This is a genomic window from Chamaesiphon polymorphus CCALA 037 (assembly GCF_003003845.1).
GTDB classification, from domain to species: domain Bacteria; phylum Cyanobacteriota; class Cyanobacteriia; order Cyanobacteriales; family Chamaesiphonaceae; genus Chamaesiphon; species Chamaesiphon polymorphus.
Genome location: NZ_PVWO01000020.1, coordinates 1 through 26,657, shown reverse-complemented (window position 1 = coordinate 26,657; position 26,657 = coordinate 1). Strand labels below are relative to the sequence as shown.

25 protein-coding genes are annotated in these 26,657 nt (G+C 45.1%); 15 read left to right on the top strand and 10 right to left on the bottom strand.

The genetic code is table 11. The features are described 5' to 3' along the window. The first annotated feature begins 83 nt into the window (after positions 1–83). Both dapA and C7B77_RS03045 read left to right on the top strand, forming a co-directional pair. Complete coding sequence (dapA, locus tag C7B77_RS03050) at positions 84–974, top strand: 4-hydroxy-tetrahydrodipicolinate synthase (RefSeq protein ID WP_106300201.1); 891 nt, start codon at positions 84–86, stop codon at positions 972–974. Between the two features lie 611 nt (positions 975–1,585). Then, a complete protein-coding gene (locus tag C7B77_RS03045; RefSeq protein ID WP_106300199.1) occupies positions 1,586–3,400 on the top strand; it encodes a ribonuclease J in 1,815 nt (604 codons plus the stop codon). A 347-nt stretch (positions 3,401–3,747) separates the two neighbouring features. Here the strand turns inward: C7B77_RS03045 and C7B77_RS03040 are convergent, their stop codons facing one another. Then, on the bottom strand, positions 3,748–5,178 hold the full coding sequence (locus tag C7B77_RS03040; RefSeq protein WP_106300197.1) for a dolichyl-phosphate-mannose--protein mannosyltransferase: 1,431 nt from the start codon (positions 5,176–5,178) through the stop codon (positions 3,748–3,750). Between the two features lie 312 nt (positions 5,179–5,490). Further along, a complete protein-coding gene (locus C7B77_RS03035) occupies positions 5,491–6,297 on the bottom strand; it encodes a DUF3153 domain-containing protein (protein ID WP_106300195.1) in 807 nt (268 codons plus the stop codon). A 178-nt stretch (positions 6,298–6,475) separates the two neighbouring features. Between C7B77_RS03035 and nusB the strand changes: the two genes are divergently transcribed. From nusB to C7B77_RS03020, 3 genes are all read left to right on the top strand, one after another. Continuing rightward, positions 6,476–7,117 carry a transcription antitermination factor NusB gene (gene nusB, locus C7B77_RS03030; protein ID WP_106300193.1) on the top strand — a complete coding sequence of 214 codons (642 nt, stop codon included), beginning with the start codon at positions 6,476–6,478 and terminating at the stop codon, positions 7,115–7,117. Positions 7,118–7,263: 146 nt separating this feature from the next. Continuing rightward, positions 7,264–8,763 (top strand): signal recognition particle-docking protein FtsY, encoded by a 1,500-nt coding sequence (gene ftsY / locus C7B77_RS03025; protein ID WP_106300191.1) that lies wholly within the window; start codon positions 7,264–7,266, stop codon positions 8,761–8,763. A 12-nt stretch (positions 8,764–8,775) separates the two neighbouring features. After that, positions 8,776–10,137: a PP2C family protein-serine/threonine phosphatase gene (locus tag C7B77_RS03020; RefSeq protein ID WP_106300189.1), complete on the top strand. Its 1,362-nt coding sequence runs from the start codon at positions 8,776–8,778 to the stop codon at positions 10,135–10,137. Positions 10,138–10,275: 138 nt separating this feature from the next. Here the strand turns inward: C7B77_RS03020 and C7B77_RS03015 are convergent, their stop codons facing one another. Next, positions 10,276–10,881: a tetratricopeptide repeat protein gene (locus tag C7B77_RS03015; protein WP_106300187.1), complete on the bottom strand. Its 606-nt coding sequence runs from the start codon at positions 10,879–10,881 to the stop codon at positions 10,276–10,278. Positions 10,882–11,236: 355 nt separating this feature from the next. Between C7B77_RS03015 and hemH the strand changes: the two genes are divergently transcribed. Both hemH and C7B77_RS03005 read left to right on the top strand, forming a co-directional pair. Next, positions 11,237–12,400, top strand: coding sequence for a ferrochelatase (gene hemH, locus C7B77_RS03010; RefSeq protein WP_106300185.1), 1,164 nt, complete (start codon positions 11,237–11,239; stop codon positions 12,398–12,400). Positions 12,401–12,581: 181 nt separating this feature from the next. Continuing rightward, a complete protein-coding gene (locus C7B77_RS03005; protein WP_106300183.1) occupies positions 12,582–13,550 on the top strand; it encodes a stage II sporulation protein M in 969 nt (322 codons plus the stop codon). A 369-nt stretch (positions 13,551–13,919) separates the two neighbouring features. On the opposite strand, the gene C7B77_RS30960 is transcribed toward C7B77_RS03005, so the two are convergent. Beyond that, entirely contained in the window at positions 13,920–14,165 is a 246-nt protein-coding gene (locus C7B77_RS30960; RefSeq protein WP_245894016.1) for a PEP-CTERM sorting domain-containing protein, read from the bottom strand. Between the two features lie 1,047 nt (positions 14,166–15,212). On the opposite strand from C7B77_RS30960, the gene tnpA reads away from it, so the two are divergent. Continuing rightward, positions 15,213–15,626, top strand: a complete 414-nt coding sequence (gene tnpA, locus C7B77_RS02995; RefSeq protein WP_106300179.1) for an IS200/IS605 family transposase — start codon at positions 15,213–15,215, stop codon at positions 15,624–15,626. A 220-nt stretch (positions 15,627–15,846) separates the two neighbouring features. Here the strand turns inward: tnpA and C7B77_RS02990 are convergent, their stop codons facing one another. The 3 genes from C7B77_RS02990 to C7B77_RS02980 form a co-directional block, all read right to left on the bottom strand. After that, complete coding sequence (locus C7B77_RS02990) at positions 15,847–16,962, bottom strand: HhoA/HhoB/HtrA family serine endopeptidase (RefSeq protein WP_106300177.1); 1,116 nt, start codon at positions 16,960–16,962, stop codon at positions 15,847–15,849. A gap of 270 nt (positions 16,963–17,232) precedes the next feature. Further along, complete coding sequence (locus C7B77_RS02985) at positions 17,233–18,231, bottom strand: ABC transporter ATP-binding protein (protein WP_106300175.1); 999 nt, start codon at positions 18,229–18,231, stop codon at positions 17,233–17,235. A gap of 380 nt (positions 18,232–18,611) precedes the next feature. Continuing rightward, positions 18,612–18,929: a hypothetical protein gene (locus C7B77_RS02980; protein ID WP_146138160.1), complete on the bottom strand. Its 318-nt coding sequence runs from the start codon at positions 18,927–18,929 to the stop codon at positions 18,612–18,614. A 147-nt stretch (positions 18,930–19,076) separates the two neighbouring features. On the opposite strand from C7B77_RS02980, the gene C7B77_RS02975 reads away from it, so the two are divergent. The 4 genes from C7B77_RS02975 (at position 19,077) to C7B77_RS02965 (ending at position 22,564) form a co-directional block, all read left to right on the top strand. Beyond that, positions 19,077–20,042: a glycosyltransferase family 2 protein gene (locus C7B77_RS02975; RefSeq protein ID WP_181243689.1), complete on the top strand. Its 966-nt coding sequence runs from the start codon at positions 19,077–19,079 to the stop codon at positions 20,040–20,042. Positions 20,043–20,102: 60 nt separating this feature from the next. After that, positions 20,103–20,252 (top strand): hypothetical protein, encoded by a 150-nt coding sequence (locus tag C7B77_RS29585; protein ID WP_181243688.1) that lies wholly within the window; start codon positions 20,103–20,105, stop codon positions 20,250–20,252. Next, positions 20,245–20,667: a hypothetical protein gene (locus tag C7B77_RS02970; RefSeq protein ID WP_106300169.1), complete on the top strand. Its 423-nt coding sequence runs from the start codon at positions 20,245–20,247 to the stop codon at positions 20,665–20,667. The genes C7B77_RS29585 and C7B77_RS02970 overlap by 8 nt, the downstream gene beginning before the upstream one ends. Before the next feature lie 79 nt (positions 20,668–20,746). After that, the gene (locus tag C7B77_RS02965) at positions 20,747–22,564 is read left to right on the top strand and encodes a serine protease (RefSeq protein ID WP_106300167.1); all 1,818 of its coding nucleotides are present in this window, start codon (positions 20,747–20,749) and stop codon (positions 22,562–22,564) included. Between the two features lie 219 nt (positions 22,565–22,783). Here the strand turns inward: C7B77_RS02965 and C7B77_RS02960 are convergent, their stop codons facing one another. After that, entirely contained in the window at positions 22,784–23,044 is a 261-nt protein-coding gene (locus C7B77_RS02960; protein WP_106300165.1) for a hypothetical protein, read from the bottom strand. A 130-nt stretch (positions 23,045–23,174) separates the two neighbouring features. Between C7B77_RS02960 and C7B77_RS29070 the strand changes: the two genes are divergently transcribed. Then, positions 23,175–23,360, top strand: coding sequence for a tetratricopeptide repeat protein (locus tag C7B77_RS29070; protein WP_146138159.1), 186 nt, complete (start codon positions 23,175–23,177; stop codon positions 23,358–23,360). Positions 23,361–23,400: 40 nt separating this feature from the next. After that, entirely contained in the window at positions 23,401–24,588 is a 1,188-nt protein-coding gene (locus C7B77_RS02955; protein WP_106300163.1) for an NAD(P)/FAD-dependent oxidoreductase, read from the top strand. A 200-nt stretch (positions 24,589–24,788) separates the two neighbouring features. Here C7B77_RS02955 and C7B77_RS02950 read toward each other — a convergent pair whose 3' ends face one another. Both C7B77_RS02950 and C7B77_RS02945 read right to left on the bottom strand, forming a co-directional pair. Then, positions 24,789–26,078, bottom strand: coding sequence for a glucose-1-phosphate adenylyltransferase (locus C7B77_RS02950; RefSeq protein WP_106300161.1), 1,290 nt, complete (start codon positions 26,076–26,078; stop codon positions 24,789–24,791). Beyond that, positions 26,075–26,353 (bottom strand): hypothetical protein, encoded by a 279-nt coding sequence (locus C7B77_RS02945; RefSeq protein WP_106300159.1) that lies wholly within the window; start codon positions 26,351–26,353, stop codon positions 26,075–26,077. Before C7B77_RS02945 ends, C7B77_RS02950 begins: the two co-directional genes overlap by 4 nt. Between C7B77_RS02945 and C7B77_RS29580 the strand changes: the two genes are divergently transcribed. Then, the gene (locus C7B77_RS29580; RefSeq protein ID WP_181243687.1) at positions 26,352–26,576 is read left to right on the top strand and encodes a hypothetical protein; all 225 of its coding nucleotides are present in this window, start codon (positions 26,352–26,354) and stop codon (positions 26,574–26,576) included. The genes C7B77_RS02945 and C7B77_RS29580 overlap by 2 nt on opposite strands. Positions 26,577–26,657 lie beyond the last annotated feature (81 nt).

Here is a 26,657-nt window from a genome sequence, read left to right as displayed (position 1 = left end):
CCTTATAAAGGGGGGTAAGCCAAGCACAAACGAAGTCTAGCCAACTTTGCACAAACACCATAACTCCCAACTCCCCACTCCACATGACAATCGATTTCGGACGAGTTATCACGGCCATGATTACACCTTTCGATCGCGAAGGGAACGTCCACTATGCCGAAGCCGAGAAATTAGCCGCGCATTTAGCCGCAAATGGTTCGGACGGGATCGTTGTCTGTGGGACTACCGGAGAGTCACCGACACTAAGTTGGGCAGAAGAGTACGAACTGTTTCAAGTCGTGCAAAAAGCTGTGGCGGGCAAAGTCAAAGTAATTGCGGGTACGGGGTCAAATTCTACTAGCGAAGCGATCGAAGCCACCCAAAAAGCTGCTAAACTAGGAGTAGATGGAAGTTTGCAAGTGGTACCTTACTATAACAAACCCCCACAGATTGGTTTGTACCAGCACTTCGAGGCGATCGCGTCCGCTTGTGACTTACCGATGATGCTCTATAATATCCCCGGTCGAACGGGACAACATTTAGAGCCAGAGACAATCTCTAAATTAGCGAAACTAGATGGAATTGTAGCAATTAAAGAAGCTACGGGTAATCTAGATATAGTTAGCCAGATTCGCAGCCTCACACCACCAAATTTTACAATTTACTCTGGTGATGATTCGTTGACATTACCAATGCTGTCGGTAGGCGGATATGGAGTAGTCAGCGTTGCCAGTCATTTAGTCGGGAGCGAAATCCAGGCGATGGTTGCGGCATTTGAATCCGGACACAACCAGCTTGCGACTCAGATACATATCAAAATGCTCCCTCTATTCAAAGGGCTGTTTTTCGCGCCAAATCCGATGCCAATTAAAGCAGCATTAAAATTGCAAGGTTGGGATGTTGGCGGACTGAGATTACCAATGTGCGAGTTACCGTCAGAATTATTGCCGCAGCTCCAACAGTTACTTCAACAACAAGGATTACTTAATAAATAGCTAAATAGCAATCTAAATTTACCCCAATCGACTCAGGTAGTAATTACCACAATCGGCGATTACCTCCGGTAGGCTACGCCAACGATTGACCCATTGCCAATATTATGATACAACTAAGATAACGAGAGAAAAGATACATAAGCTTCTAAAGCTGCAAGATTAGAATTTGACAAGTTAGCAGCATAAGCTTTGTCAAATCGATCGAGTCAAACCCGATCGACATTATCAACAGTCCGAGCTAAATCGACCTAAGGCTGAGTCTCAATACTCTCGGCCTAGGATAATAAATATTCAGTTAGTTTAATAACAGCAAGTGCAAATTTCCAGCGCATAGTTTTAGCAAGTCTTCTTACCTGTTTTCTCTTGAAGATAGAGCCTTGTAGCCAGTAGTAGCAGTCATTCGATTCGGGATTGTAGCAATCTGCACCAAGGAAATAAGTTTCGTTTGCTCGGAGTCTGAGAGCGATAATCGACCTGGCGACCGATTATATATAAAAATTCGATTTACATCATCAAAGTCGGATAGCAAATTTCAGTTAGTTGCTACCGATTAAAAAAATCGACTCGAACAGTTTTGTTTAAAATTCATCCAACTATCTAAGTTTATCTAAATGAGTCCAATTCTAAAATCATCCACCACCCCCGTAGTCAACAAAAATTCATCCGAACCCACTCTCAAAGTTATTCCGTTGGGTGGCTTGCATGAAATTGGTAAAAATACCTGCGTCTTTGAAATAAACGATGAGATTTTATTGCTAGATGCTGGCTTGGCGTTCCCTACCGATGGTATGCACGGCATTAATATTGTTTTGCCAGATATGACTTATCTGCGGGAAAACCAGCATAAAATCAAGGGTATGATCGTCACCCACGGACATGAAGATCACATCGGTGGGATTCCTTATCACCTCAAGCAATTTGACATCCCCGTTATCTACGGCCCTCGCCTCGCAATGGCGTTGTTACAGGGTAAACTAGAAGAAGCAGGCGTCGCCGATCGGACTAAAATTAAAACAGTCGCCCCCCGCGATATTGTCCGCATCGGTCAATCCTTCTTCGTCGAGTTCATTCGCAATACCCACTCGATCGCGGATAGCTTTACAGTTGCTCTACATACTCCTGTCGGTGTTGTCATCCATACAGGCGACTTTAAATTCGACCATACCCCCGTCGATGGCGAAGCATACGACTATGCCAAACTTGCAGAGCATGGTGAAAAAGGCGTCCTGTGCTTGATCAGCGACTCTACCAACTCCGAGATACCAGGCTTTACACCCTCCGAACGTTCGGTATTTCCCAACCTCGACCGATATATCTCGCAAGCTAAAGGTCGGGTGATGGTAACCACCTTCTCGTCATCCGTCCACCGGATCAATATGACGATCGAGCTAGCAATGAAGTACAATCGCAAAGTCTGCGTTGTCGGTCGATCGATGCTCAACGTGATCGCCCACGCTCGGAACTTAGGCTATATTAACTGTCCCGATGATGTGTTTGAACCGTTGCAGTCAGCAAACCATCTTCCCGATGAGAAAGTTTTAGTCCTGACTACAGGCTCCCAGGGTGAAACCTTAGCCGCCATGACGCGGATTGCCAACGGTCAACACCGTCAAGTTCGGATTCGCAAAGGCGATACAATTATCTTCTCTGCTAACCCCATTCCAGGCAATACTATCGCTGTCGTCAATACGATCGATAAATTGATGATGCAAGGTGCTAACGTCATTTACGGACGCGATAAAGGGATTCACGTTTCGGGACACGGCTGTCAGGAAGACCAGAAATTGATGCTCAGCCTCACCCGTCCGAAATACTTTATCCCCGTTCACGGCGAACACCGGATGCTGATCAAGCACTCCCAAACCGCTCAAAGTATGGGCGTTCCGGCTGAGAATATGGTGATTATCGATAATGGGGATATTGTCGAACTGACCGAAAATAGTATCGCCAAGAATGGTAAAGTGCCTTCGGGAGTTCAACTCGTGGATAATGCTGGGATCGTCCACGACCAAGCGCAAGTCATGGAAGAGCGCAAACAGCTTGCTGGCGATGGCGTCGTAACTGTAGCAGTCGCGATCGGGCTAGATGGTAAAATGATGGTCAAACCGCAGGTCAATTTGCGCGGTGTGGTTACGGCTGTCGAACAGTCATTAATCGCGGCTTTGATTCAAAAAACGATCGAAAATACCTTGATCGATCGGTGGGGACGCTTTGCCCGCACGTTTGAATCGGGTCAAGTCGATGTAGACTGGACTGGATTGCAAATCGAATTAGAAGCTGCACTCCAACGCTTAGTCCGTCGCGAACTCCAAAGTCGTCCGTTGTTAGTATTAATGATGCAGTCGCCTGAAGATACGGCTACGAATCAAAATGCAGTACCAGTCGGTCGGCGCAAACAACGCTCGACAGCTAAAGTTGGTTCTTGATATGGCCTAAATATTAAGCTTATCGCTAAATAGCTCAAAGAGACTGTACTAAGGTGAGTACAGTCTCTTTTTTGGTAAATGTTTAGGAACTTTAATACCCAATACTTTTCGGTTAAACCCACATTCCGCTGTTTGGAGAGCGAGCGAAATAATACCAATTCTATAAGTTACTGCTACAGATCTTTACCCCTCCCAGCCTCCCCTTGTAAAGGGGAGGAGCAAACTCTAGAGATGCATCTGTAGCCCGATTTTCTAGATTTGGTATAATTAGGAATCTGGGGTAGAAAGAAGATAGTAGCGGCGAATTGCATTACTAGCAACGATTGTGTTGTCTTCAAAAATAATAACTAAATCCAATTAAAGATCCAAAAATCCCACAGCCGCAGACTTAAAGCCGAAGTTTCGATCGATAATCCCAAATAAATCGGCAACCAAAAGATAAAACTAGCCGCAATACTAAAAATTGTAGTAATACCAACCGCTCGCCAGATCTGGGAATTACTACGCAACCACAAATCGACAAACCAAGCTAAACCCATCGTGGCAAAGACGAGCGCACCCATGTAATGATAAATATATAAACAGCGGGTTACTCTTACCCACGGTAACAAGTTAGCTGCATAGTTGATTGAGACAAATAAAGGTACAGCGAGATAATTAAGATCGATCTCTCGAATTGGTGCCAACACTGTTTGCTCGATTTTGAGTCTATTAATCAGCAACCAACCACTTCTAACAATTGCCCAGAGCGAACCAAAAATTGCTAATAATGCAAACCACCATAATAATGGATTGCCCATCGCATGGACATCATAATAATAATTGGGTTTGTACTGTTTGAAATAATAAGCTAACGGGCGCATTAATAACGGCCAAGTATACCAATTCGCACAATAAGGATGGACGCCAGCTCCATTTTTAATTTGTTCGTGGTAATTGAGAATCGACCACTGTACGTCGATAAAATTGGGTTCGGGATTCTGAATTAGATGGGGAATCCATAATAAACTATAGGTAACAATCGGCACGATCGCTAAATGGAACGCGATTTCAATTAGTTTAATACTTGCCAATCGATCTATTAATGAATTCGAGATTGCGACATCTTGTCGATCGAATTTAAATAATTTCCAAACTCGGGCGATCGCGAGTAATATATAGATGCCGAGTAAAAACCATAAGCCATTCCATTTACAGGCAACTGATGCTCCAAAAGAGATGCCAGCACCGAGCATTAATAATCCACGATTAGTCCCGATCCTATTGCTAGCCATTAATAACAATAATTGACCTAATAATCCAAAGAAAACCAGATAAATATTATTTAATGCATAGCGAGAATCGACTAAAAATAGTCCGTCTAAGCTAATGAATAAGGTTGCTAAAAAAATAAAGCTCATTCGCTGGCTCAATTGATAAGCTAAACCAGCAACTACAGGTGGAATTAAGGAGCCAAACAAAGCATTCATCCACCGATAGCTAAATGTCGAGCGTAGCGAACTAGTGAGCGTGTTGGTAGTATCTTGGCCGATCGGTAGGCGATCGCCGATCCAAATCCCGATCGCAATTAAGTATTGGCTTAGTGGTGGATGTGAATTGAAAAATTTAGTATTAGTTAGATAATTATTAGCGAATTTAGCATAATAAACTTCGTCAAAAACGAGTACGTTAAATCGACCCAATCCCCAGAACCGCAGACCGATCGATACTATAAATACGCAAATGATTCCGACAATTGCATATTTTTTAGACTGTTCTGTATCTAATTTCGATAGCATGTAAATTGCTTGTAAATGAGATATCTAACAAATTCGCTTTATACAGATTTATATTGCTGACTAAACCCTTTCGCCCTCACCCCCAACCCCTCTGTCTTGTCGCACACAAACGGGAGGGAACCTCCCGTTCGATGCGCCGCTCCCAAGATTGGGAGAGGGGAGCTAGAGCCGCAGGATCTGGCGGGGTGAGGGCGACAGGATTATATTAGTAATAAGGAGTCTATGTAAATCGGACTTGCGATGAGAGATGCTGTTTGAAATATCTATCTATACTTCCGTCTTGACAATTACTATATTCATCGATCTTGTTAGTTAACTTCTAACCGGATTTGCCGATTTAAATGCGAATGGCCAAGGTAGTTGGCGATATTTGAAGTAATAGCCAGCTAAACTAATCAGACTAATAACTACACCACCGATCGCGAGTGGATTTGGCAACCAAAATATAGCTTCGACATGATTTAGCTGTCCGGGTTTGAGTTGCCAACTTGTTTGGGTATTACCAAGCTTTTTGACGCTGGCAATGTTATTAGTCAGCTCGCCATTTTTGACGCCCCAAGGGCTGTTTAAGCTAAAATTAAGCTCGACTGAATTATCGGCTGCTACCGATACTTTGGGATCTGTCGCTGCGATCGCCAGGGAACGCAGATCGATATCGTAGCTGAGATGATTTCTGACGGCTAGCAGAAAGTTACTGCGATCGATTGTCATGTGAGAGTTGAAGTTTGTCCGAGCTTGAGTGTCGCTGGTTTGAGGATTAAAATATCGCTCGATCTTGGCGACTAGTTCCTGGGGATTATTAAATGGAATGATGACTTTGAGTTCGCGATCGCTCAGATGTTCGATTCGACCTTGGGCTTGGATGGTGCGTCGATCGATACTGTCTACCCATTTTTTAACTGCATCTTGACTGAAGCTATTTAAGCGATCTCCGAGTTGAATATGTTCGACAATTTCGCCATCGTTGAGACTAGAAAAGTTGATGCTAGTATCGTACTTGATACAGCCAGATAACGCGATCGCGATGAAAAAATATCCGATCGCCAAGTGGCGACCGATCGGACTGAGCAACCGATTGACAAGTCTGGCCACTTTATCTTGATCGATTTGAATTTTCATGTCATTTTCCTCACTCGCTATCGATCTTATCAGAATTTTTCACTGGAGATCGCGATCGAGTGCATCTTCAAAACCGATGTCGATCCCAGAGCATTCAAACCAATCGCTTTTATCTCACCCAAGAATTACTTCGATATGGTATAATCAGGGGCTTTGCTACTGCTAATCGATCGCGTCTATGAAAGCTCAAACTATCGCTCGTGAGTTAGCTCTGCTAGCTCTACCCCAGTTATCAAAGGCGCAAAAGAAGTTAGCGCAATCGCAACCTCGCGAATTACAGTTGACACTCGAAGAGATGATGCTCAAAGCCATTTCGACACTCAGAGAAGAGACTCAAGAAGCATTAGAAGCGGCTACGGCAGAATTACAACGCAGTAATGACAGACTGTTAAATAGCCAAACTAGAGCTAGCGACGTTGAGGGTGCTAGAGTCATGACCGCTGAAGCGATCGAATTAGTTCAAACGGCCATCAATCGGCTGGGACAAGCCTTAGAGATGCCAGAGACGATTAATAATTTCAATCGTCCGGATGTGCGTAGTTATGCGCTGCAATTATTGGTGAAGGCGACGGAAGAAACCGCTCAGGTCGATCTGCTGTTAAGTAAAAGTATGGTCGATTGGCAGCTCGGTCGTTTGCCTAAAATCGATCGAGATATTCTCAGACTGGCAGTCACGGAAATAGTTTATTTGGGCTTAGAAGAACGCATCGCGATCAACGAAGCCATCGAATTGGCCAAACGCTATAGTGACGACCAAGGTCGCAAGTTGATCAATGGTGTCCTGCGCCGAGTCACCGAACAACTCAAATCTGGTGTCTAATTTTTTTTAGTGAAAGTGAAAATTTAGGCTTAGAATGTCTTAACATTGATGGTCTCTGCCCAGATTCAGCTTGTTACTTCCCTGGCAACTACCCTCTTTGTCTATTCATAATTAATTAACCGATCGATCCTAACTCCTAATTTATTATGGTTTTTAACTGGTTTCGCCGGAAGTTCGATAACCCCGAACCCGATCCTAGCAAGGACTCGGAACAGAATGTAGAATCTGCACCAGAGCAACCGGAAACGCCAGCAGCAGATGAAACAGCAACAGAGCCAGTCAGCACCGAGGTGGCAACTGACTATTTAGCGTGGGCAAAGGCTGCCTATCAAAATATTCAGCAGCAAGAATCCGCAGCCGCACAAGCAGCCACGACGGTAGTAGAAGAAGTCACAGAAGATGTCGAACCCGTCTTAGCGATTGAGGAAGAGACTACCGAGCCACTAGCCGCCGTTGTCGAGTCGGAAGAGAGTGCCGTTGAAGCTCCGACGGAAACTAGTAGCGACACGGCTGAAGACACCACCGCAGATGTAGAAGATCTGCCGATTTGGGCGCGAGACGACCGCCAACAGCGATTAGAACAGCTCAAGGCATCCGCCATCGAAACTGTCGAACCAGAGGCGCAGACGCCAGATATCGAGCTGGACGATGATTTCTTGTGGTCGGCGAAAGTGCTTGCCGATCGCGGACGTACTCCCGAACAAGTATCCTTAGATGAGATTAATTGGCTCAAAAAGTTACGCCAAGGTTTGGATAAAACGCGGCGGGGATTTGTCAATCAATTAAAAGCCCTGATCGGCCAAGGCCCGCTCAATGCCGATGCGGTAGAATCGATCGAGACTTTATTGCTCCAAGCTGATGTAGGTATCGAAGCAACGGACTATGTAATTGAGACATTGCAGGCTAAATTGCGCCAAGAAGCCTTACCACCAGAGGAAGCAATCGCCTATCTCAAACAAATTTTACGAGATTTGCTCGATAAACCTTTTGAGTCTAATTACTCATCAGAATTTTTGCCCGAATCTAACCAATTAAATATTTGGTTGTTAGTCGGCGTCAATGGAGTTGGTAAAACTACCACTATCGGTAAGCTCGCTCATATGAGCCAATCGTCGGGTTATAAATGTCTGATTGCCGCTGGCGATACGTTTCGAGCTGCGGCAGTCGAACAAGTTAAAGTCTGGGGACAACGTAGTGGCATTGAAGTAATTGCCAACCCCGGACAAAATCCCGATCCCGCAGCAGTAGTTTTTGATGCAATTAGTGCTGCTCGATCGCGCGAAACTGAGTTACTATTAGTCGATACCGCCGGACGGTTACAAAACAAAAAAAATCTGATGGACGAGTTGAGCAAGATCCGTCGGATTATAGACAAACAAGCCAGTACAGCTCAGATAGAATCATTACTCGTACTCGATGCTACTTTGGGCCAAAATGGTTTGCGCCAAGCTCAAGTTTTTGCCGAAGCAGCTAAGTTAAGCGGTGTGATCTTAACCAAGTTAGATGGTACGGCTAAAGGTGGCGTCGCGCTGGCAGTGGTGCAACAACTGGGATTACCAATTCGGTTTATCGGTGCTGGTGAGGGCATCGAAGATTTAAGACCTTTTTCTAGTTATGAATTTGTCGAGGCTTTATTAAGTGGTTAGGAATTAGAAAATATGAATTATGAACCACAAATTATGTCAGTAGTTGCGCTCCAAGAACAAGTCATAAATCTCAATCGTCAGCAAAAGAAAACTCACGAGCTACTGAGTAATTTAGGGTTTGCACTGAGAAGTTTTAAAAATCTCAATCAATTTCTGGAACTGATTCCCTTAATGGTCACCCGCGTGACCGATAGCGAAGGCGGCGCGATTATCCTGTTCAAAAAAACCGGACAATTGCAAATTCAACAGCTCCATTGTCAGGGTGAAGGTAATTGTAACGATCTGCGCCAACGGATTGAAATGGCGATCTTCCAAACACTGACAGATGTGTCTGAAGGTAAAGAAGTTAGTTTTCATGCAGATTTTTGGGAAAAATTAGAAAGTCGGATCGAACTAGATCTCGACTATCGAATTCATATTTTCAGGACGCCAATTTTACTCGAAAGTGGCGAACGCGGGCGATTATATGTATTTACACGCAATCCTAGTTATGAATGGACGCTCGATCGACAAAAGCTATTACAATTAGTTGCCGATCAAACTGCGGTAGCCATCCATAACGACGAACTAACCGTCGAATTACGCAAGAAAGAAAGACTCGATCGCGAGTTAGAAATCGGGGCCGAAATCCAGGAACGCTTATTGCCGAAAAAATTTCCAGATATTCCAGGCTTAGAACTAGCCGCCTGCTATCTAAATGCCGATCGAGTCGGTGGGGATTATTATGATTTTATCCCGGCTAATTATGACAGGCTGACGGAGAAGCAAACAGACCCCAACGCCACCACTAAGTGGAGTATCACCATCGGAGATGTTATGGGCAAAGGTGTCCCCGCAGGGCTGATTATGACGATGACGCGGGGAATGTTACGTGCGGAGGTATTAAACGGTCATTCGCCCTCACGCATTCTCCAGCACCTCAATCGGGTCATGTATGCCGATCTCGAAAATTCCAGTCGGTTTGTGACGCTGTTCTATTCAGAATACGATCCAGCTACCAAGATCCTGGCATATACTAATGCCGCCCACAATCCACCTTTGTACTGGCAAGCAGCCACCAATCGGATCTTGCGACTAGATACCCCAGGGATGTTAATCGGACTCGATGCCGATTCTCAGTATGAAGAAGCTCAAGTTCAACTCCACCAGGGCGATACGATTATTTACTACACCGATGGCTTTACCGATGCGGCCAATCAGAATGGCGAAAGGTTTAATGAAGACAATCTCATTTATACCTTTCATACAGCCTGCCAGCAGCAATTAAGCTCTCAAGGTATTCTCGATAAGATTGTCTCGACTCTTCATACCTTTACTGGCAACGAGCGTGCTAATGGAGATGATATGACGATGGTAGTGTTGAAGGTGAAGTGAGTAGTTGATAGTTGATAGTTGATAGTTGATAGTTGATAGTTGATTTGCTAACCCCTAATCCCTCAAGCCTAAAGCCTAAAGCCTAAAGCCTAAAGCCTAAAGCCTAAAGCCTAAAACCTAAAGCCTAAAGCCTAATCCCTATTTCAACTTGTCGATCCATTCTCTGGCTTGTTGATAGCCGCCGAGGTCTTTTTGCTGTTGGAATAATTTGGCAGCTTGACTCAGATCTAATCTCGCGCCGCGACGATCGCCCAAACTGTGTCTGCTAATCGCGCGGTTATAATAAGCATCGGCAAAATTGCGATCGCAACGAATCGCCCGGTTAAAGTCGCGAATCGAGCCACTGAGATTACCTGCCATGGCATTGACGTTACCTCTGGCATTATAGGCGTCGGCATTGTTGGGTGAGATTTCGATCGCGCGATCGAAATCTTGGATCGCACCTTGGAGATTGTTAACCATCGCCCTCGAAAAACCACGATTGCTGTAGCCTTCTAGATGGTTGGGATTAGACTTAAGAAATTCTGTATAGTCAGCAATTGCGCCAGCATAGTCTTCTTGTTCTTGTTTTTTACGCCCCTGTTCCAATAATTCGGCACTAGCAGGGGTGGGACTAGCTTGCGACCAGTGAACTTCTCGTTCGAGAGGATAATTGGAGACATAACCCATTGCTGTCTGTGCTATACCTAACTCAAAGGCACCACTCAACGCGATCGGTATAACGGCCATTTGAATTAGTTTCATAGACTTCGTGAATGCTGAAGACTCGTAATACACATCTTAACTAATTTTACCAGTCATTTTCAATATTTTGCGATCGAAGGCTGCTTGTAGTCTACGGTATAAATCTAGTTACTATTTTGCGGGGAGTTGGGAGTTGGGAGTTGGGAGTTGGGAGTTGGGAGTTGCGGCTCGCTCTCGTTGGGTTTCCGGTAGATCGAACTTAGCATCAAATTTTTGCATTAGCCTCTATCCCTGGGTATAGCTTTTAGCTAAAATTAAATTTATGTGTCAGCAGTCGCTAAGCTAGTACCACTAAAACCATATTTTTGTTAAAGTTAGTAAAGAATTTGCAACATACTGGGAAGATACAGCCGTTATGGGTCGATTAGGGGTTTTACTATTGAATTTGGGCGGGCCGGAGCAATTATCGGATGTGCGTCCGTTCTTGTTTAACCTGTTTTCCGACCCTGAGATTATTCGGATTCCAATTGCTGCGCTGCAAAAACCGCTAGCTTGGCTGATCTCTAGTTCGCGAGCGAAGAAATCTCAAGCCAATTATGAAAAAATTGGTGGCGGCTCGCCACTGCGACGCATCACGGAAGCACAAGCTCGCGCTCTTGAAAGTCAATTGCGATCGCGCGGTGAAGATGCCAAAGTTTACATTGGGATGCGCTATTGGCACCCATTTACCGAAGATGCACTCGCTCAAATTAAGCAAGATGCGATCGAGCAGTTGGTGATTTTACCTTTGTATCCCCAGTTTTCGATCAGTACTAGCGGTTCGAGCTTCCGGCTGATCGAAAAAATCTGGAACGAAAATCCGCAGCTCAAGCCGCCGAAATATACGGTTATTGCCGATTGGTATAAAGAGCCAGGTTATCTCCAAGCGATGTCCGACTTGATCTGCGCTCAAATCGATAAATGCCCCGATCCAGATAACGCACATGTCTTTTTTAGCGCGCACGGCGTACCCGTAAGCTATGTAGAAGAAGCAGGCGATCCTTATCAAACCGAGATCGAAGAATGCACCGAACTGATTATGCAAACGATCGGGCGCAAAAATGCACATTCGCTAGCATATCAAAGTAAAGTCGGCCCGATCGAATGGCTGCAACCCTATACCGAAGACGCGATCGTCGAACTAGCAGACAAAGGTGTTGGCGAGCTAGTCGTAGTGCCGATTAGCTTTGTCTCCGAGCATATTGAAACCCTCGAAGAAATCGATATCGAATATCGCGAAATTGCCGAAGAAGCTGGCATCCATACGTTCAACCGCGTGCCTGCTTTGGATACCAACCCCATTTTTATCCAAACACTCGTCGATCTAGTCCTCAGAGCCGCAGCAGCTCCCAGTATGGACATCGATCGCGTCACCCAGATGAAGAAGAAAATCAAGATGTACCCCCAAGAAAAATGGGAATGGGGACTCACAACCGCTGCGGAAGTCTGGAACGGTCGTCTGGCGATGCTGGGCTTCATCGGCATCGTTGTCGAATTGATTAGCGGTCGCGGCCCCTTGCATCTATTTGGGATATTGTAGATTAGTGGATAGTGAATAGTGGGTCGTGGATCGTGACGATCGAACTTTCAAGAATTGATAATTGATAATTGATAATTATTTATGGTTCTTGGTGATTCTTCCCTATCCTCTATCCCCTGTCTTGATTCGCTTAACCGTCGGGGAACCCGACGAGCGCGAATCGCTATTCCCTATCCCCTAGATGAATATTCAACGCTGGATCTCACGCCGCCAAGGGCAATGGCAAGAACTCGATACTCTGCTCCAACGCGCCCAACAGCGCGGGATGAAATCTTTGAGCGCGAAAGAAATCGCCACGTTGGCTAGCCTGTATCGATCGGTAGCCGCAGATTTGGCACGCGCCAATACCAATCAAATCGGCGAAACGATCGTCCAAGAACTCCAAGCACTGACAACTCGCGGCTACAGTCAGATTTATCGCGGTTCTAGGCGTCAAGAATTACGCGGCGCGATCGATTTTTACCTGTGGGGCTTACCGCAGGTGTTGCGGGATACTTGGGGGTATACAGCGATTGCTTTTGCAATCTTTTTACTTGGTGGGCTGGTCGCCTGGTGGTTTGCATGGCAAGATGCGAGTTTTATGTCACTGATCGTCCCGCAATCGCTAATTGAAAAAGTACGCGATCGCGGCCAACTTTGGATGGGTTCGATCTTAGGTACCGAACCTGTTGCTGCTAGTGGTATCGCAATTAATAATCTCAGTGTTTGTTTTCGGATGGTTGGCGGCGGAATATTAGCAGGGATCTGGACGATTTATGCCCTGTTTTATAATGGGTTATTAATTGGTGCCATCGCTACATTAGTCGGTCAAAATGGTCTAGCTTATCCATTTTGGGCATTTGTTTTTCCCCACGGTTCGTTAGAGTTACCTGCAATTTTTATTGCTGGCGGTGCTGGCTTATTAATCGCTAGAGGACTGTTATTTCCCGGTCGCTATCGTCGGCGAGATGCTTTACGCATCTATGGGTTACAGGCAGCCCAATTGGTGATGGGTTTAGTCCCCATGTTACTGATTGCTGGCGCGATCGAAGGTTTCATTTCACCGCAAGAATTCATTCCCAGTCCAGTTAAATATATAGTGGGAACTGGTTTATTTATTTTACTAATGCTCTACACATTACGTCGCGATCCGCTTCGAGCTTCAACTTAAATTGGGCGGTTCTGAATATAGCTCTTTGGGGCGATCGATTTGAGTGTGCCGATGGTGGCGGAGATTGGCAGTGGGGCTAATTGGATGGAGGCGAAGTAATATAGATGAATTACTAATTAGTCTGATTTTGGAATAATAAAAATTGACTTGCTTCGCACAAAAACCGCCCTGAACTATAAGTTCGGGCTAATAGCAAAAGTTCATTCAAATGGACTCTCTGAAAATTCAGTAGTTCTCTTTAGAGAACTTTTGCTATTAGCCCCAAATTCATTTGAGGGCGGTGCTGAAGCGCAGCTAGGAATCATTGAGTGGAGATCCTCAAACCGAACTGGCATTGCGTATTACTAGACAATAGCAGCCGAGTTCAAGCTACACCTTATTAGCATCTGCTAATTTCTTTCTGAGCCGAAAAGCTGCCGTACCACCAACTAGCGTACCAATAATGCTAAAAGGTTCGGGAACGCTTTGAGCAGTCGCAGTACCAAATTGGATGTTGTCTATAGTTGCAAAACTATTAGCAGCCGTAACCCTGATGGCATCAAATGTAACGCCAGTAAAACCATAAAAATTGTTACTGCCAGCCGACGGGCCAGTTACAATACTGAATGTATCCACTACTGAGTTGTTCGATAAGGCTTCAAAGGTGGATGTTCCATTATTGGTACGTAAACCGAAAGCAGCTTGTGACTGGGGTTGTATGAAGCTGATGAGAAAAGGGTTTGTAGTTGCTCCTGAGTTGCGAAAATTTACAGCCGAAGGAGCACTTATATTCGGAAATGCGTTAGCTCCAGTCTCATAAAAAAGCCCACTAAAAGTGACTCCTAAGCTGGAATATTGATTGGTAAGTGCCGTCTCATTAGCCAACGGAATTTCGGAAAAAGTGATGGTGGTTGCTGGATTTGAGATACCAGTACCATTATTTAGAGAGACTGCTTGAGCCGGATTTACCCCGACGATCCCAAAACCGACGATCGAACCAGCTAGAGCAAGTTTAGATGCTGTGGCATCTTATGCCACAGCATCTCGAATTATTTTTTGAGCAGCAGTATTTTTCATTATTTTTCTGATGATTGAAAACTATCTGACAGTAGTATACCCGAATTCTCACGAGTTTCCCCTCGCCAAAATTACTGAGAAATATTCATCTGCTAACCGCCAAGAGAGCTGTTATCGATACGAGGTAGATTCATCGGGTATGGGTGATTAGTGCAATCGACATCCGCGCTGAAATGAAATTTCGCGCTCATAGCCAAAGTTATCTGAAGATAACTGCCAGAGATTTTAGTTCGTTGACACGAACTTACGCTCTTAGCCCCAAATTCATTTGAGGGCTTTCAATGAGGACTAAATTCTAGGTTTAGAGTGTGGAAATCGAATTAGATTCGATCGAATGTGTGGGTGATTAGTTCAATCCACACCCGCGCTGAAATGGAATTTTGCGCTCATAGCACAAGTTATCTTCAGATAACTGCTGGAAATCTTAGTTCGTTTCAACGAACTTTAGCTCTTAGCCCCAAATTCATTTGAGGGCTTCCAGTGAGGACTAAATTCTAGGCTCTATGAGTGCGATTCCCTACGCTAGAATCTATAAATTCGATCGCATGTGTTAATATTCCCTATAAACCAGGGCATATTAACAAATAAAAGATTAATCTTCTTACCATGCCACTTTGGAGACTATTTTATCATCTTGTTTGGGCAACCCACGATCGACAACCATTAATCAGCCCAGCCCACGAACAAATTCTGTATCCACATATCAGAGGAAAAGTAGATTTTCTAGAATGCCAACTACATGCAATCGGCGGGATTGAAGACCATCTACATTTGATTGTTTCAATTCCACCCAAATTATCGATTTCTGATTTTGCCAAACGAATTAAAGGTAGTAGTGCGCGTTATTTAAATCAAGAGCTAGCTGATGATAATTACAAGTTCGCTTGGCAACATGAATATGCCGTATTTTCTTTGGGCGAACAAAGATTAGAGTGGGCAATATCTTATGTTAAAAATCAAAAACAACATCATAAAGCGGGCGGAATTATTAAAATACTCGAACAAACTGAGCCAATCTAATCTATCCTAGCCAAAAACCACACACGATCGATAGTGCATCTTGAATTTGCTGCCATAGGACGTTTTTTAAATTAGTCCGAGAAGGCGGATTTTGCATCATCAGCGGCGATTTCAATCGCTGTCGTCCTATAACTTCTCAAATTTCTCAAAATGTAGGGGCAATTTTAGGAATTGCCCTTAAAGCCTAAAGCCTAAAACCTAAAGCCTAAAGCCTAAAGCCTCAATTCTGCTCGTCAATTAAGTCTTTAGGAATAACCTTCACGATCCGATCTTTGCCATCTCGTAAAATGCGGACTTGCAGTAATTGGCTGACGCGGCTGTTTTCCATCACATTTTGTAATTGATTGGCATCGTGAATTGCCTCGCCATCAACTTCGAGAATGGTATCGCCTCGGCGCATTCCGGCAACAGATGCCGCAGTATTCGGCAGCACTTTAACTACCAGTACTCCATTAACTGGGGGGATTTGAAACAGAGCATTAGGATCGTTATTATTCTCGGCGGCGATTTCTGGAGTGAGGGTGACCATTTGGACGCCGAGATAGGGGTGAGAAACTTTTTCACCGCGCGCTAATTGAGTCGAAATCGTTTTGGCTTTATTGATGGGAATTGCAAAGCCAATCCCAATCGCATCGGCACGGATAGCAGTGTTGATGCCGATGACTTCGCCCTTGCCATTGAGCAGGGGGCCGCCAGAATTGCCTGGATTGATTGCCGCGTCGGTTTGAATGAAATCGAGGCGTTTGTCGGTCATACCGACTGTGGAACTGGCACGTTTGAGTGTGCTGACGATCCCGAGCGTGACAGTATTATCTAGTCCGAACGGGTTGCCGACGGCAATCGCCCAATCGCCGACTTTGACGATATCGGAGTCACCCAATTTAGCCACAGGGAGATTGTGGGCACCGCTGACTTGGATGACTGCTAGATCGGTAACGGCATCGACACCCCGCACTTTACCCTTAAAACTGCGACCGTCTTTGAGAATAACCGTTACTTTGTCGGCTCGATCGACTACATGCGCGTTAGTTAAAATTACGCCATCTCGATCGATAATAAAGCCAGAACCTTGGCCGCGTAATAATTGCTGTTGGGGCAATCCCGTCAGAGCTTCATCTCCAAAAAATGGGTCTAGTCGCCGTGTAATCGTCCGCTCGGTGTCGATTCTTACTACTGCCGAGCCGACTTGCTCGACTGCTTTACTCACGAAACTATTGCCACTAGTATCGGCAGCAATTGCGGCGGCTGGTACTGCTGCTAGTGCTGGTAAAGGTAAAAATGTAGCAATTATCAAAGCGATCGCCGCGATCGAATAACCTAGTCTTGACAGTTTCATATTGCAGTCAGCGATTGGTAATAATTCTTATTCTTTAATTGTGCCAATTTTTTCACTAATTGTTGAATCTTTAGCTACCTTTGGCCGAGTTGGTAGTAGTTAAGCGTCCCCTACATTTCGATCGCATCCTACATGGGCAACAACAATTGAGTTGTTTTCATGGCTACTATGTCACTAGCAGCGATCGAGAGATTTTAAATAATAGTTTCATAGTCTTGTGGGTGGTTACTCGGTGACAGAGATCTAGCCACCCCGCCTGTTGGGATTTTTTTAGGCTGGGACGGCTGTCTCGGCTGTACCGGATTGAAAAAGTTGGCCGATGACATCATCGATCGGTGGATCGGTAATACTGAGATCGACTACTTCTAATTCGCCTAAGATTTGGGAGACAGTTTTAGTGAGCATTTCTTGGGGTACTAAAAATTTCGCCGATGCACCTTCAACCGATCGCACGTCGGCATACATTGCTAATTTATCTTGGGGATAAATATGCTTGAATTCGACATTTACTTCCCGACAGGGCGAAAACCGATCGACTAAACCATTGAGATTGCCATCATAAATTAATTGCCCTTGGTTGATGACCAACACTCGATCGCATAGTGCGGTAATATCGGCCATATAGTGACTCGTGAGCAAAATTGTGGCATTGTATCGCTGATTGTATTCGCGCAAAAATTGCCGCACGGCTACTTGAGCGTTGACATCCAATCCTAATGTCGGTTCGTCAAGAAAAAGTACCTGCGGTTCGTGGAGTAATGCGGCGAGTAGTTCAGCTTTCATCCGTTCGCCTAAAGATAACTTGCGCACGGGTTGAGTCAGCTTGTCTTGAATCGACAGCATTTCGGCTAATTCATAAATCCGCAATTGAGCGGTGCGATCGCTCAAACCATAGACAGCAGCATTAATCTTGAGTGAATCTAATGCGGGTAAGTCCCAAATTAGCTGCTGCTTTTGCCCCATGACTAGGGTAATTTGTTTGAGGAATGCAGTCTCGCGTTTGAAGGGGATTTGTCCTGCTACTTTTACCAACCCCGTCGATGGATGAATCAAACCACTGAGCATCTTGAGTGTCGTCGTTTTTCCCGCACCATTGGCACCCAAAAAGCCGACAACTTCTCCCGCTTCAATTTGGAAGGAAATATCCCGTACCGCGTGAATCTGTTTGTAAGTACGTTGGAAAAAATGTTTGATGGTACCATTCAAACCCGGCTCTTTCATTGCCACCGGATAAACTTTACTCAGGCGATCGACAATAATACTAGCCATGAAAATCGCATTTAAATTTTAACCAGCTCTACTCGACCCATCGCTGTCGAGACAACCTCGATCGGATTGAAAAGCACTAGTTACTACTATAAACGATTCTTGCCGCCAGATGCCGCACCACCAAGATCGCTAATTTGACAAGTTAAAGATAGATCTCTATCGTTTTATAGAGGCGATCGCCAACTTTCTAAGATGTATAAATTGATAATCGTGCTAGCCATTGCTACTACCAGGATCGTCCACCACCGACGGGTAATTAGTTCGATCCCGCTTAATCGATCGAACTTCCGGAAACTTTTTCACAAACAACAGGCTAGAGCGGGAAGCGGCGCACTATCTCGCAATTGAGCAACGTCCAATTCTCAATTCTCAATTCTCAATTATCTCCAGCCTTTCAATGCTGCAAGATTAATCAATCCACTGCCGACAGCAATCGCTAACAGTCCCCACCACTGCGCCGCTATTGATGCAGCACCACTCAATCGATCTAGATCTTCGCTGCAAGCTTGGCGTTTAGTGCGATAGCCAGGAAATATAACTAAACCCAGCCCCATAATTGTCAATACTGGCCCGAAAATGGCAGCGTGCTCGTAAAAACGCCCTTCAGATAGCGCGAGATGCCAGTTCCAGACTGTCAACAGCATACCCATAACGGCGATAACTATGCCGCCTAAACGTTCCATCCGCCTCGTTGTCATGTTCGATCCTCGATCCCAAGATTAGATCCATCTACACAGAAAAATGTCTGACTTCCGGAAACTGTCTGAGGCTCGATCGTGTCCTAAAACTAGGATAGGATGGTGTTGCCCATAACTAGTTATGGTTCATCTATCCTGTTTTGTGACATGTCAACCCAGAGGGCAAAATCGGTGTTTTTTAGTATCGTCATTCCTACTTACAACAGACTCCCCATACTGCAAAAATGCTTGAGAGCATTAGAAATTCAAACCTTGGACGAGCAGATCGTAACTGGCTATGAAGTAGTCGTCGTCGATGATGGTTCGACAGATGGCACGATCGAATGGTTGCAAAATAGCTCTAATGAATTGCCGCATCTCAAGATCTACGAACAAGCTCACAAGGGTGCCTCTGCTGCCCGTAATATGGGTGTAGAGAGAGCCATAGGGGATACGATCGTTTTCATCGATAGCGATATCGTCGTGACGCCGACATTTTTGCAATGTCATGCCGATGTACTGCTAGCAAAACAGAAAGAACTGGGTGACGATCGCGTCTTTACTTACGGTGCCGTAATTAATACCGCCAATTTTGAATCACCCACTAGCGAACCTTACAAGTTGCTTGACTTTTCTAATGCTTATTTTGCCACCACTAATGTGGCGATCGCCAAACATTGGTTGATCGAAGTTGGCTTATTCGATTTGGATTTCGATCTCTATGGCTGGGAAGATTTGGAGCTAGGTGTCCGGCTCAAAAAACAAGGGATTCAGATGGTTAAATGTCCCGAAGCTGTCGGCTACCATTGGCATCCGGCTTTCTCACTCGATCGGATTCCCCGCTCGATCGAGCAAGAATTAGAACGCGGTAAAATGGGTGTGGTTTTCTACAAAAAACATCCAACTATGGACGTAAAAATCATGATTCAGATGACAGTTTTTCACCGAATCTTGTGGAATATTTTGTCACTCGGTGGCTTGCTCAACGAACGCACGATGAAGCCATTATTGCAGTGGTCGATCGAGCGCGGCAATCCGCAACTAGCCGAACAGTTTGCCCGGATTTTTCTCAATCAATACAGCGTGCAAGAAGTCCATCGCGCTTATCAAGCTAGCCTCAGAGCTAGTAAATAAGCTCGTTTTTGTCGAGCCAATCGATCGCCGATCGATTAAATTTAATGCTGTGTAATAGAATTGAGACAGCAGCGTGAATCATTAGGCTTATCCACTCGATCGTCTGAAGATTTGTCGCATTCAGAAATTTGCGATCGATATAAATTATTTGGGAAAGACTCGAACGATCGATTATTGAATTTGCTGACGACAGTAGGGGAAAATGAATAAAAAAGTCAGGCAGACAATTTTATTGCTTTGGATTGGTAGCACTTCATTGCTGGATTTTTTACTGGCTCTATTTACTTACCCGATTATTACATTTTTTAATTATACAAGCGATGGCCCACCATATTACGAGCAAAATCCATATTATCTGCCCGTTCATGAGATCGTCATCAATCAAATTTTAGTATCGTTTCTCTTCTTGCTTTTTGGGGTAGCTTGGTCGAGTATCATCCTATTAGGAACGGAGCGACTATTATACTTTCTTCAGTTTCCGACACCTGGAAATAAAAAATTCACTCACTTGAGTTTGGGATTATTTAAATTTGCACTAATAACAATCGTCTGTACGATTTTAGCCAGTAATATCTACCTGATTTACGATCAGATTCAGGGTCGGGAAGGTATCAGTTCTAAGTAATTAATGTAAATTACAATACCAGAATAGCTCTGGAATTTTTGGTTATACTAAGACTCACTGGATATCTCGATCGCGTTATATGAAAACTTGGCTTATCGGTTATGGAATTATCGCTCCATTAGTGATTATCTTGCCTGCGGCGGCGATCGCGCCCACCGAAGTGTCGAGAATTGCTAAAAGCGTGACTGTGGCGATTAAAACGCCGGATGAGCGCGGATCGGGAGCGATTATCGATCGCAATGGTAATACTTATACCGTCCTCACCGCCGCCCACGTCGTCAAAAAAACTGGCAGCCAATATACGATCGAATTGAGCGACGGCCAAACGTATCCCGTCAGTGCGCGCCAAATTTCACCCACTGGCAATATCGATCTAGCAATAGTCAAGTTTCAGAGCGATCGCACCTATCCAGTTGTCAAAATTGGCAACTCCAATGATGCAGTAGAGGGTAGTCTGGCTTATGTAGCGGGATTTCCGCTAGCAACTGCGGCGATTTCGCAGTCGGTTTATACCTTTAGCGATGGCAAGATTACCGCCAATAGTTCTAAGCCATTTAGTAATGGTTACTCGATCGTCTATAGCTGTAATACATTACCCGGCATGAGTGGTGGCCCCGTATTGAACGATCGCGGCGAACTAATTGCCGTCCACGGGAGAGGCGATGTCCAAGAAAACAAAGCCACAGCCAACGCCAACGTTTTTGTCAAAACGGGGTTTAATTTGGGCATACCTGCCAATACCTTCGTCCAAATGGCGGGTCAAATGGGCATCAGAATTAGCGGCCAAACCGCACCAATTATTGCCACTCAACCACGCATAACGACAGCAGATGACTTCTTTGTCACCGCAGCCACCAAATTTCGCCAAGGCGACTATCCTGGAGCCATTCAGGGGTTCGATCGCGCGATCGCGGCCAAACCCAATTACACGGCGGCTTATATTGCCAGAGCCGAAGCTAATTTGTATTTAGAGAACGGGCAAGAAGTGATTCGCGATGCTAATCTGGCATTAAAAATCAGTCCTAGATCCAGCGATGCCTATGCTCTGCGAGGTGTCGGAAAAGCCAGCACTGGTGATTCTCAAGGAGCTTTTGCCGATTTAGATCGAGCGATCGTCCTAAATCCTCGAAATGCTCGCGGATACTTGTATCGCGGTTATACAGAGATACAGTACGCAGATCCAAATAAAGCGATCGAATCGATTAACAAAGCATTAACGATAGACCCCAATATTGGTGATGCTTACAGCGTAAGGGCAGCCGCGAAGCATCTGCTAGGAGATCTTCAAGGATCGGAATCAGACTTCAATCGTGCATTCCAAATTAACGCAAATAGTTTTCTCGCTTATGTTTATCGAGGATATTTGAAAGTTACTGTTGGCAAAAAAGAAGCTGGCTTGGCTGATTTAGCAAAAGGCATCTCGATTAGCCCCAACAATCCGCTCGGCTACAATCTGCGCGGACAGGCTTATGTTGCTACCCAACAATTAGATCGGGCGATCGAACAGTTTAATATCGCCCTCCGACTTAAGCCTAATTACGATACGGTTTATGCTTATAGAGGGATCGTTCGGATGCAACAGAAGAACTTTCAACAGGGTCTAGCTGACATCGAAAAATCCCTACGAATCAATCCGAATAATGAAGCAGCTTATCTAGGACGCGCGCTTTACTATATGAACCAAAAAGATTTTCGTCGCTCTCTTTCCGATGCCAATCGAGCGATCGAAATAAATACAGCGGCTCCTGAATCATATTCACTTCGAGGTGCATCATATTTGGGGCTAAATAATCGATCTCAAGCCAAAATTGAGTTTCAAAAAGCTGCTACTCTATACCAAAAACGTGGTGATATCAAGAATTACCAAGATGTATTGACAGTGCTGAGATTGTTGTAGTTACAGAAAGTGTCACATACATAGATTGGGGAAATCTAATCTATGTATGTGACTAGATTGGGGAAATCTAATCTATGTATGTGACTGACGAAGCATTCAAAAAACTTGGATTAATTCAGTGGTTATCGTTGCTAAGTGGAGACTGGCGTGATTGAAATCTGTGCAATTTGACTGAAGATGACTAAGGCAATAGAGTCAATAAAGCCAAACTAGCCAGCACTATCTGTAAGATGAATAGTATGAATTTATAGCAGCACCACCAATACCATTCCCAAAAAGAGAGCCAATCGATCCAAAAAAACTACCGCCACTGCCAGAGTAAGGGCTTAGAGCAGCACCACCAATACCATTCCCAAAAAGAGAGCCAATCGATCCAAACCCACTCCCACATACTGATTGCGATGCTTCGTCATTCAATTCATCAAATAACTCCACGTTTGGAATTTGTAAATCTTCTATTTTGATAATAGACTTTTCCATCTTATTTCTCCGAATTTGCTACGTTTACAATGTGAAACTTAGTTCAGGATATCTTCGACTTATGTTACATTACACTTGGATTACATTGAATGTCAATCTAAATGTAGTATTTCTTGTATAAGAGCTAGATTTGCTGATATGGACAAGGCCATTCTTCAGCCCCAGAAATGCGATCGGTTATGGCTTGCACGGACAAGCTTATGCCATCAGTGGTAACCATTCACGAGCGATTTTAGAATACAACCGCGCTCTGCAAGTCAAACCGAACTACGACAGTGCCGATGCCAACCGAACCACCGCAAAATTGTTACAGTAAATGAAGAAGCTCCATGTCGATCGCTAATTACCCTTAACTTATGACTTCTGTACCGCGTATCTGTATCCTCGGTGGGGGATTTGGTGGTTTGTATACTGCCCTGAGACTGAACCAACTGGCTTGGGAACCCGGACAAAAGCCAGAAATTACCCTAATCGATCGTCATTCTAACTTTGTATTCACACCCCTGCTCTACGAACTAATTACCGGGGAAATGCAAGGGTGGGAGATTGCGCCGCCATTTGCCGAACTCTTGAAAGGGACGGATATTCGCTTCGTGCAAGGTGCTGTCAAGCAAATCGATAAACAGCAAAAAACTGTCAAATTAGAAGATGACGCCGAAATTGCTTACGATCGATTGGTGCTATCTTTAGGCTGCGAAACTCCAGCCGATAGCGTTCCTGGCGTTGCCGAACATGCGATCGCCTTCCGCTCTCTAGAAGATGCCTACAAATTAGATACAAAATTACGCTTATTAGAAGCTTCTAGTGCCGAACGCATTCGAGTCGCGATCGTCGGAGCTGGTTATACAGGCGTTGAAGTGGCCTGCAAACTTGCCGACAGACTCAAAGAACGCGGACGCATTCGCCTAATTCAATCGCGAGATACAATCTTACCAAACGCTCTAGAATTTAACCGGAATGCCGCTCTCAAGGCTCTAGAACAGCGGGGAATCTGGGTAGACTTAGAAACTAACGTTTCTGAGATTACCGCCGACACGATCGGGCTAATTTACAAGGGTGTAACCGATACCATCCCGGTCGAAGTCGTGATGTGGACGGTGGGCAATCAAGTCAGCCCAGCGATCGATCGATTCGGATTACCGTCGAATGCTGTGGGTAAAATTACGGTTACCGAAACGCTCCAAGTAACTGAACATCCCGAAATCTTTGCCTTAGGCGATGCCGCAGCGGTGCTCGCTCCTCACGGTGAATCGATGCCGCCTAATGCCCAAGTAGCCTTCCAGCAGTCTGATTTTGTCGCTTGGAATGTGTGGTCTTCCTTAACCAATCGACCGCTATTGCCCTTCCAATATACCAATCTTGGTGAAATGCTAACCTTGGGCGATGATAATGCTGTGCTATCGGGGATGGGGATTCAAATAGATGGCCCACTAGCCTACCTCGCGCGGCGGCTCGTCTATCTCTATCGTCTTCCCACCCTCGAACACCAACTCAAAGTTGGGTTTAATTGGTTGACGCAGCCGTTGGTGAAGATGTTGAGTTAGGAAGGAGTTGGGAGTCGGGAGTTGGGAGTCGGGAGTCGGGAGTTGGGAGTCGGGAGTCGGGAGTTGGAACGGCGTTCCAAGTATTTCGATCCGCACATTTCCAATACTTCCCACAATCACTAACAAATCTCAACTCCGCACTCCCAACTATCTAAATTCTCATCACTCACTCCCAACTCCCAACTCCTCACTCCCAACTATTAAATTGTCATCCCATTCGGAATCGTGGCATTTTTAAGAACGACGACAATGCCGCTGCGAATATAGAAACCTAGTTCTTCGCGCTGGGCTTCATCGACACCTTCTTTATTGACGATCGTCACATCAGAGCCAATCCGGGCATTTTTATCGATGATGGCTCGGCGAATAGTTGTATTGGCACCGATACCCATCGGGACGCCACCATTTTCAGTTTGAGTTTTGCGCTCTGGTGCGGGTTCGTAGAAGTCAGCACCCATCAGCAGCGAATCTTCGATCGTGCAACCATCCATTACTCGCGATCGCACGCCTAGCACTGAGTGGTGGATTCGGCATTGTTTAATGATACATCCTTCACCGATCATCGATTCGGTAATGTGAGAATCTAATAATTTTGTGGGTGGGAGATAACGCGAGCGGGTGTAAATGGGTGCTTGTTCGTCGTAAAAGCTAAATGGGGGCGTTGGTTGCTGGGTGAGCGCGAGGTTAGCATCGTAGAAAGATTCGATCGTTCCGATATCTTCCCAGTAGCCGTCAAACAGGAAGGCTTGAATATTGTGAGTAGCCGCAGCACCCGGAATGATTTCTTTACCGAAATCGGTTTGTTCGAGCGATTTTTTGAGTAAATCTACCAATACTTGCTTCTTAAAGACATAAATCCCCATTGAAGCAATATACGGTTTCTCCGCAGCTTGTTCGGCGTTAAGACCCAATTTGGTGGTATCTACACGCATATTTTTGAGGGCGTCGCCTTTGGGCTTCTCGCTAAATTCGACAACGCGTCCGGATGGATCGATTTTCATCAAGCCAAATTCCGAGGCATTTTTCTCGCCGATCGGCACTACCGATAGGGTAATATCGGCATTTGTATCGCGGTGACGTTCGACAAATAACCGATAATCCATCCGGTAGAGGTGATCGCCAGAGAGAATGACTACTTCTTCAACATCCCATTCTTCCACGATCGATAGATACTGACGCACGGCATCTGCGGTACCTTGGAACCAGTCAGGATTGTCTTTGGTTTGTTGAGCTGCGAGTACTTCTACAAATCCGTCGCTAAATCCCGAAAAATTGTAGGCGCGTGCTAAGTGCCGATTGAGAGAAGCGGAGTTAAATTGGGTGAGTACGTAGATTTTGAAAATCTCGGAATTGATACAGTTACTTACTGGAATATCAATCAACCGATACTTACCCGCCAACGGAACGGCAGGTTTTGCCCGCAGTTTGGTGAGGGGATATAACCTGGTGCCTGCACCACCGCCTAAAACGATCGCTAAAACTTTTTTCACAATAACCTCTTAAAATAACGATCCCACAAGGATCGATCGTTGTCACTGGGAGTAACACTGGTAGCTCCACCAGCATCGCCCTGACAAGATCGACCTAGACCACCTCTATCATCTGATAACTTGGGTACATTCGGGTTGGTTCGATCGGTATTTTCTACTACTTTCCTGGATCGATCGCCAATATTCCAAATTATATTAGCAGTTAATCGATCGCCAACCTCAAGCCTAAAGCCCAACGCCGATCCCCTATCTCCGACTAAACTATCATCCTTCATGTGGATCGTCCGACTGGGCATAGCCCACGCTTCGCGAACGGCAACGTCGAGAGTGCAGTTTCAGGGAAATACTCACATTTTCCCAGGCGGTGAGGCTTTTGAGGAGGTTATGCGCTTGGAAGATATAGCCGATGTTGCTGCGGGTGGCGACTATTTGGGCTTGCTTGGCTCCAAGCAATTCTCGATCGAGGACTTTGAGGCTATCTGTTGGTATCGATCGTGAGGTTTTCGATTTGGATCGTTGGTTGTATCGATCTCATACCAAATCCGGTTTGTACAACCTACGAACCTTGCCCTCACCCCC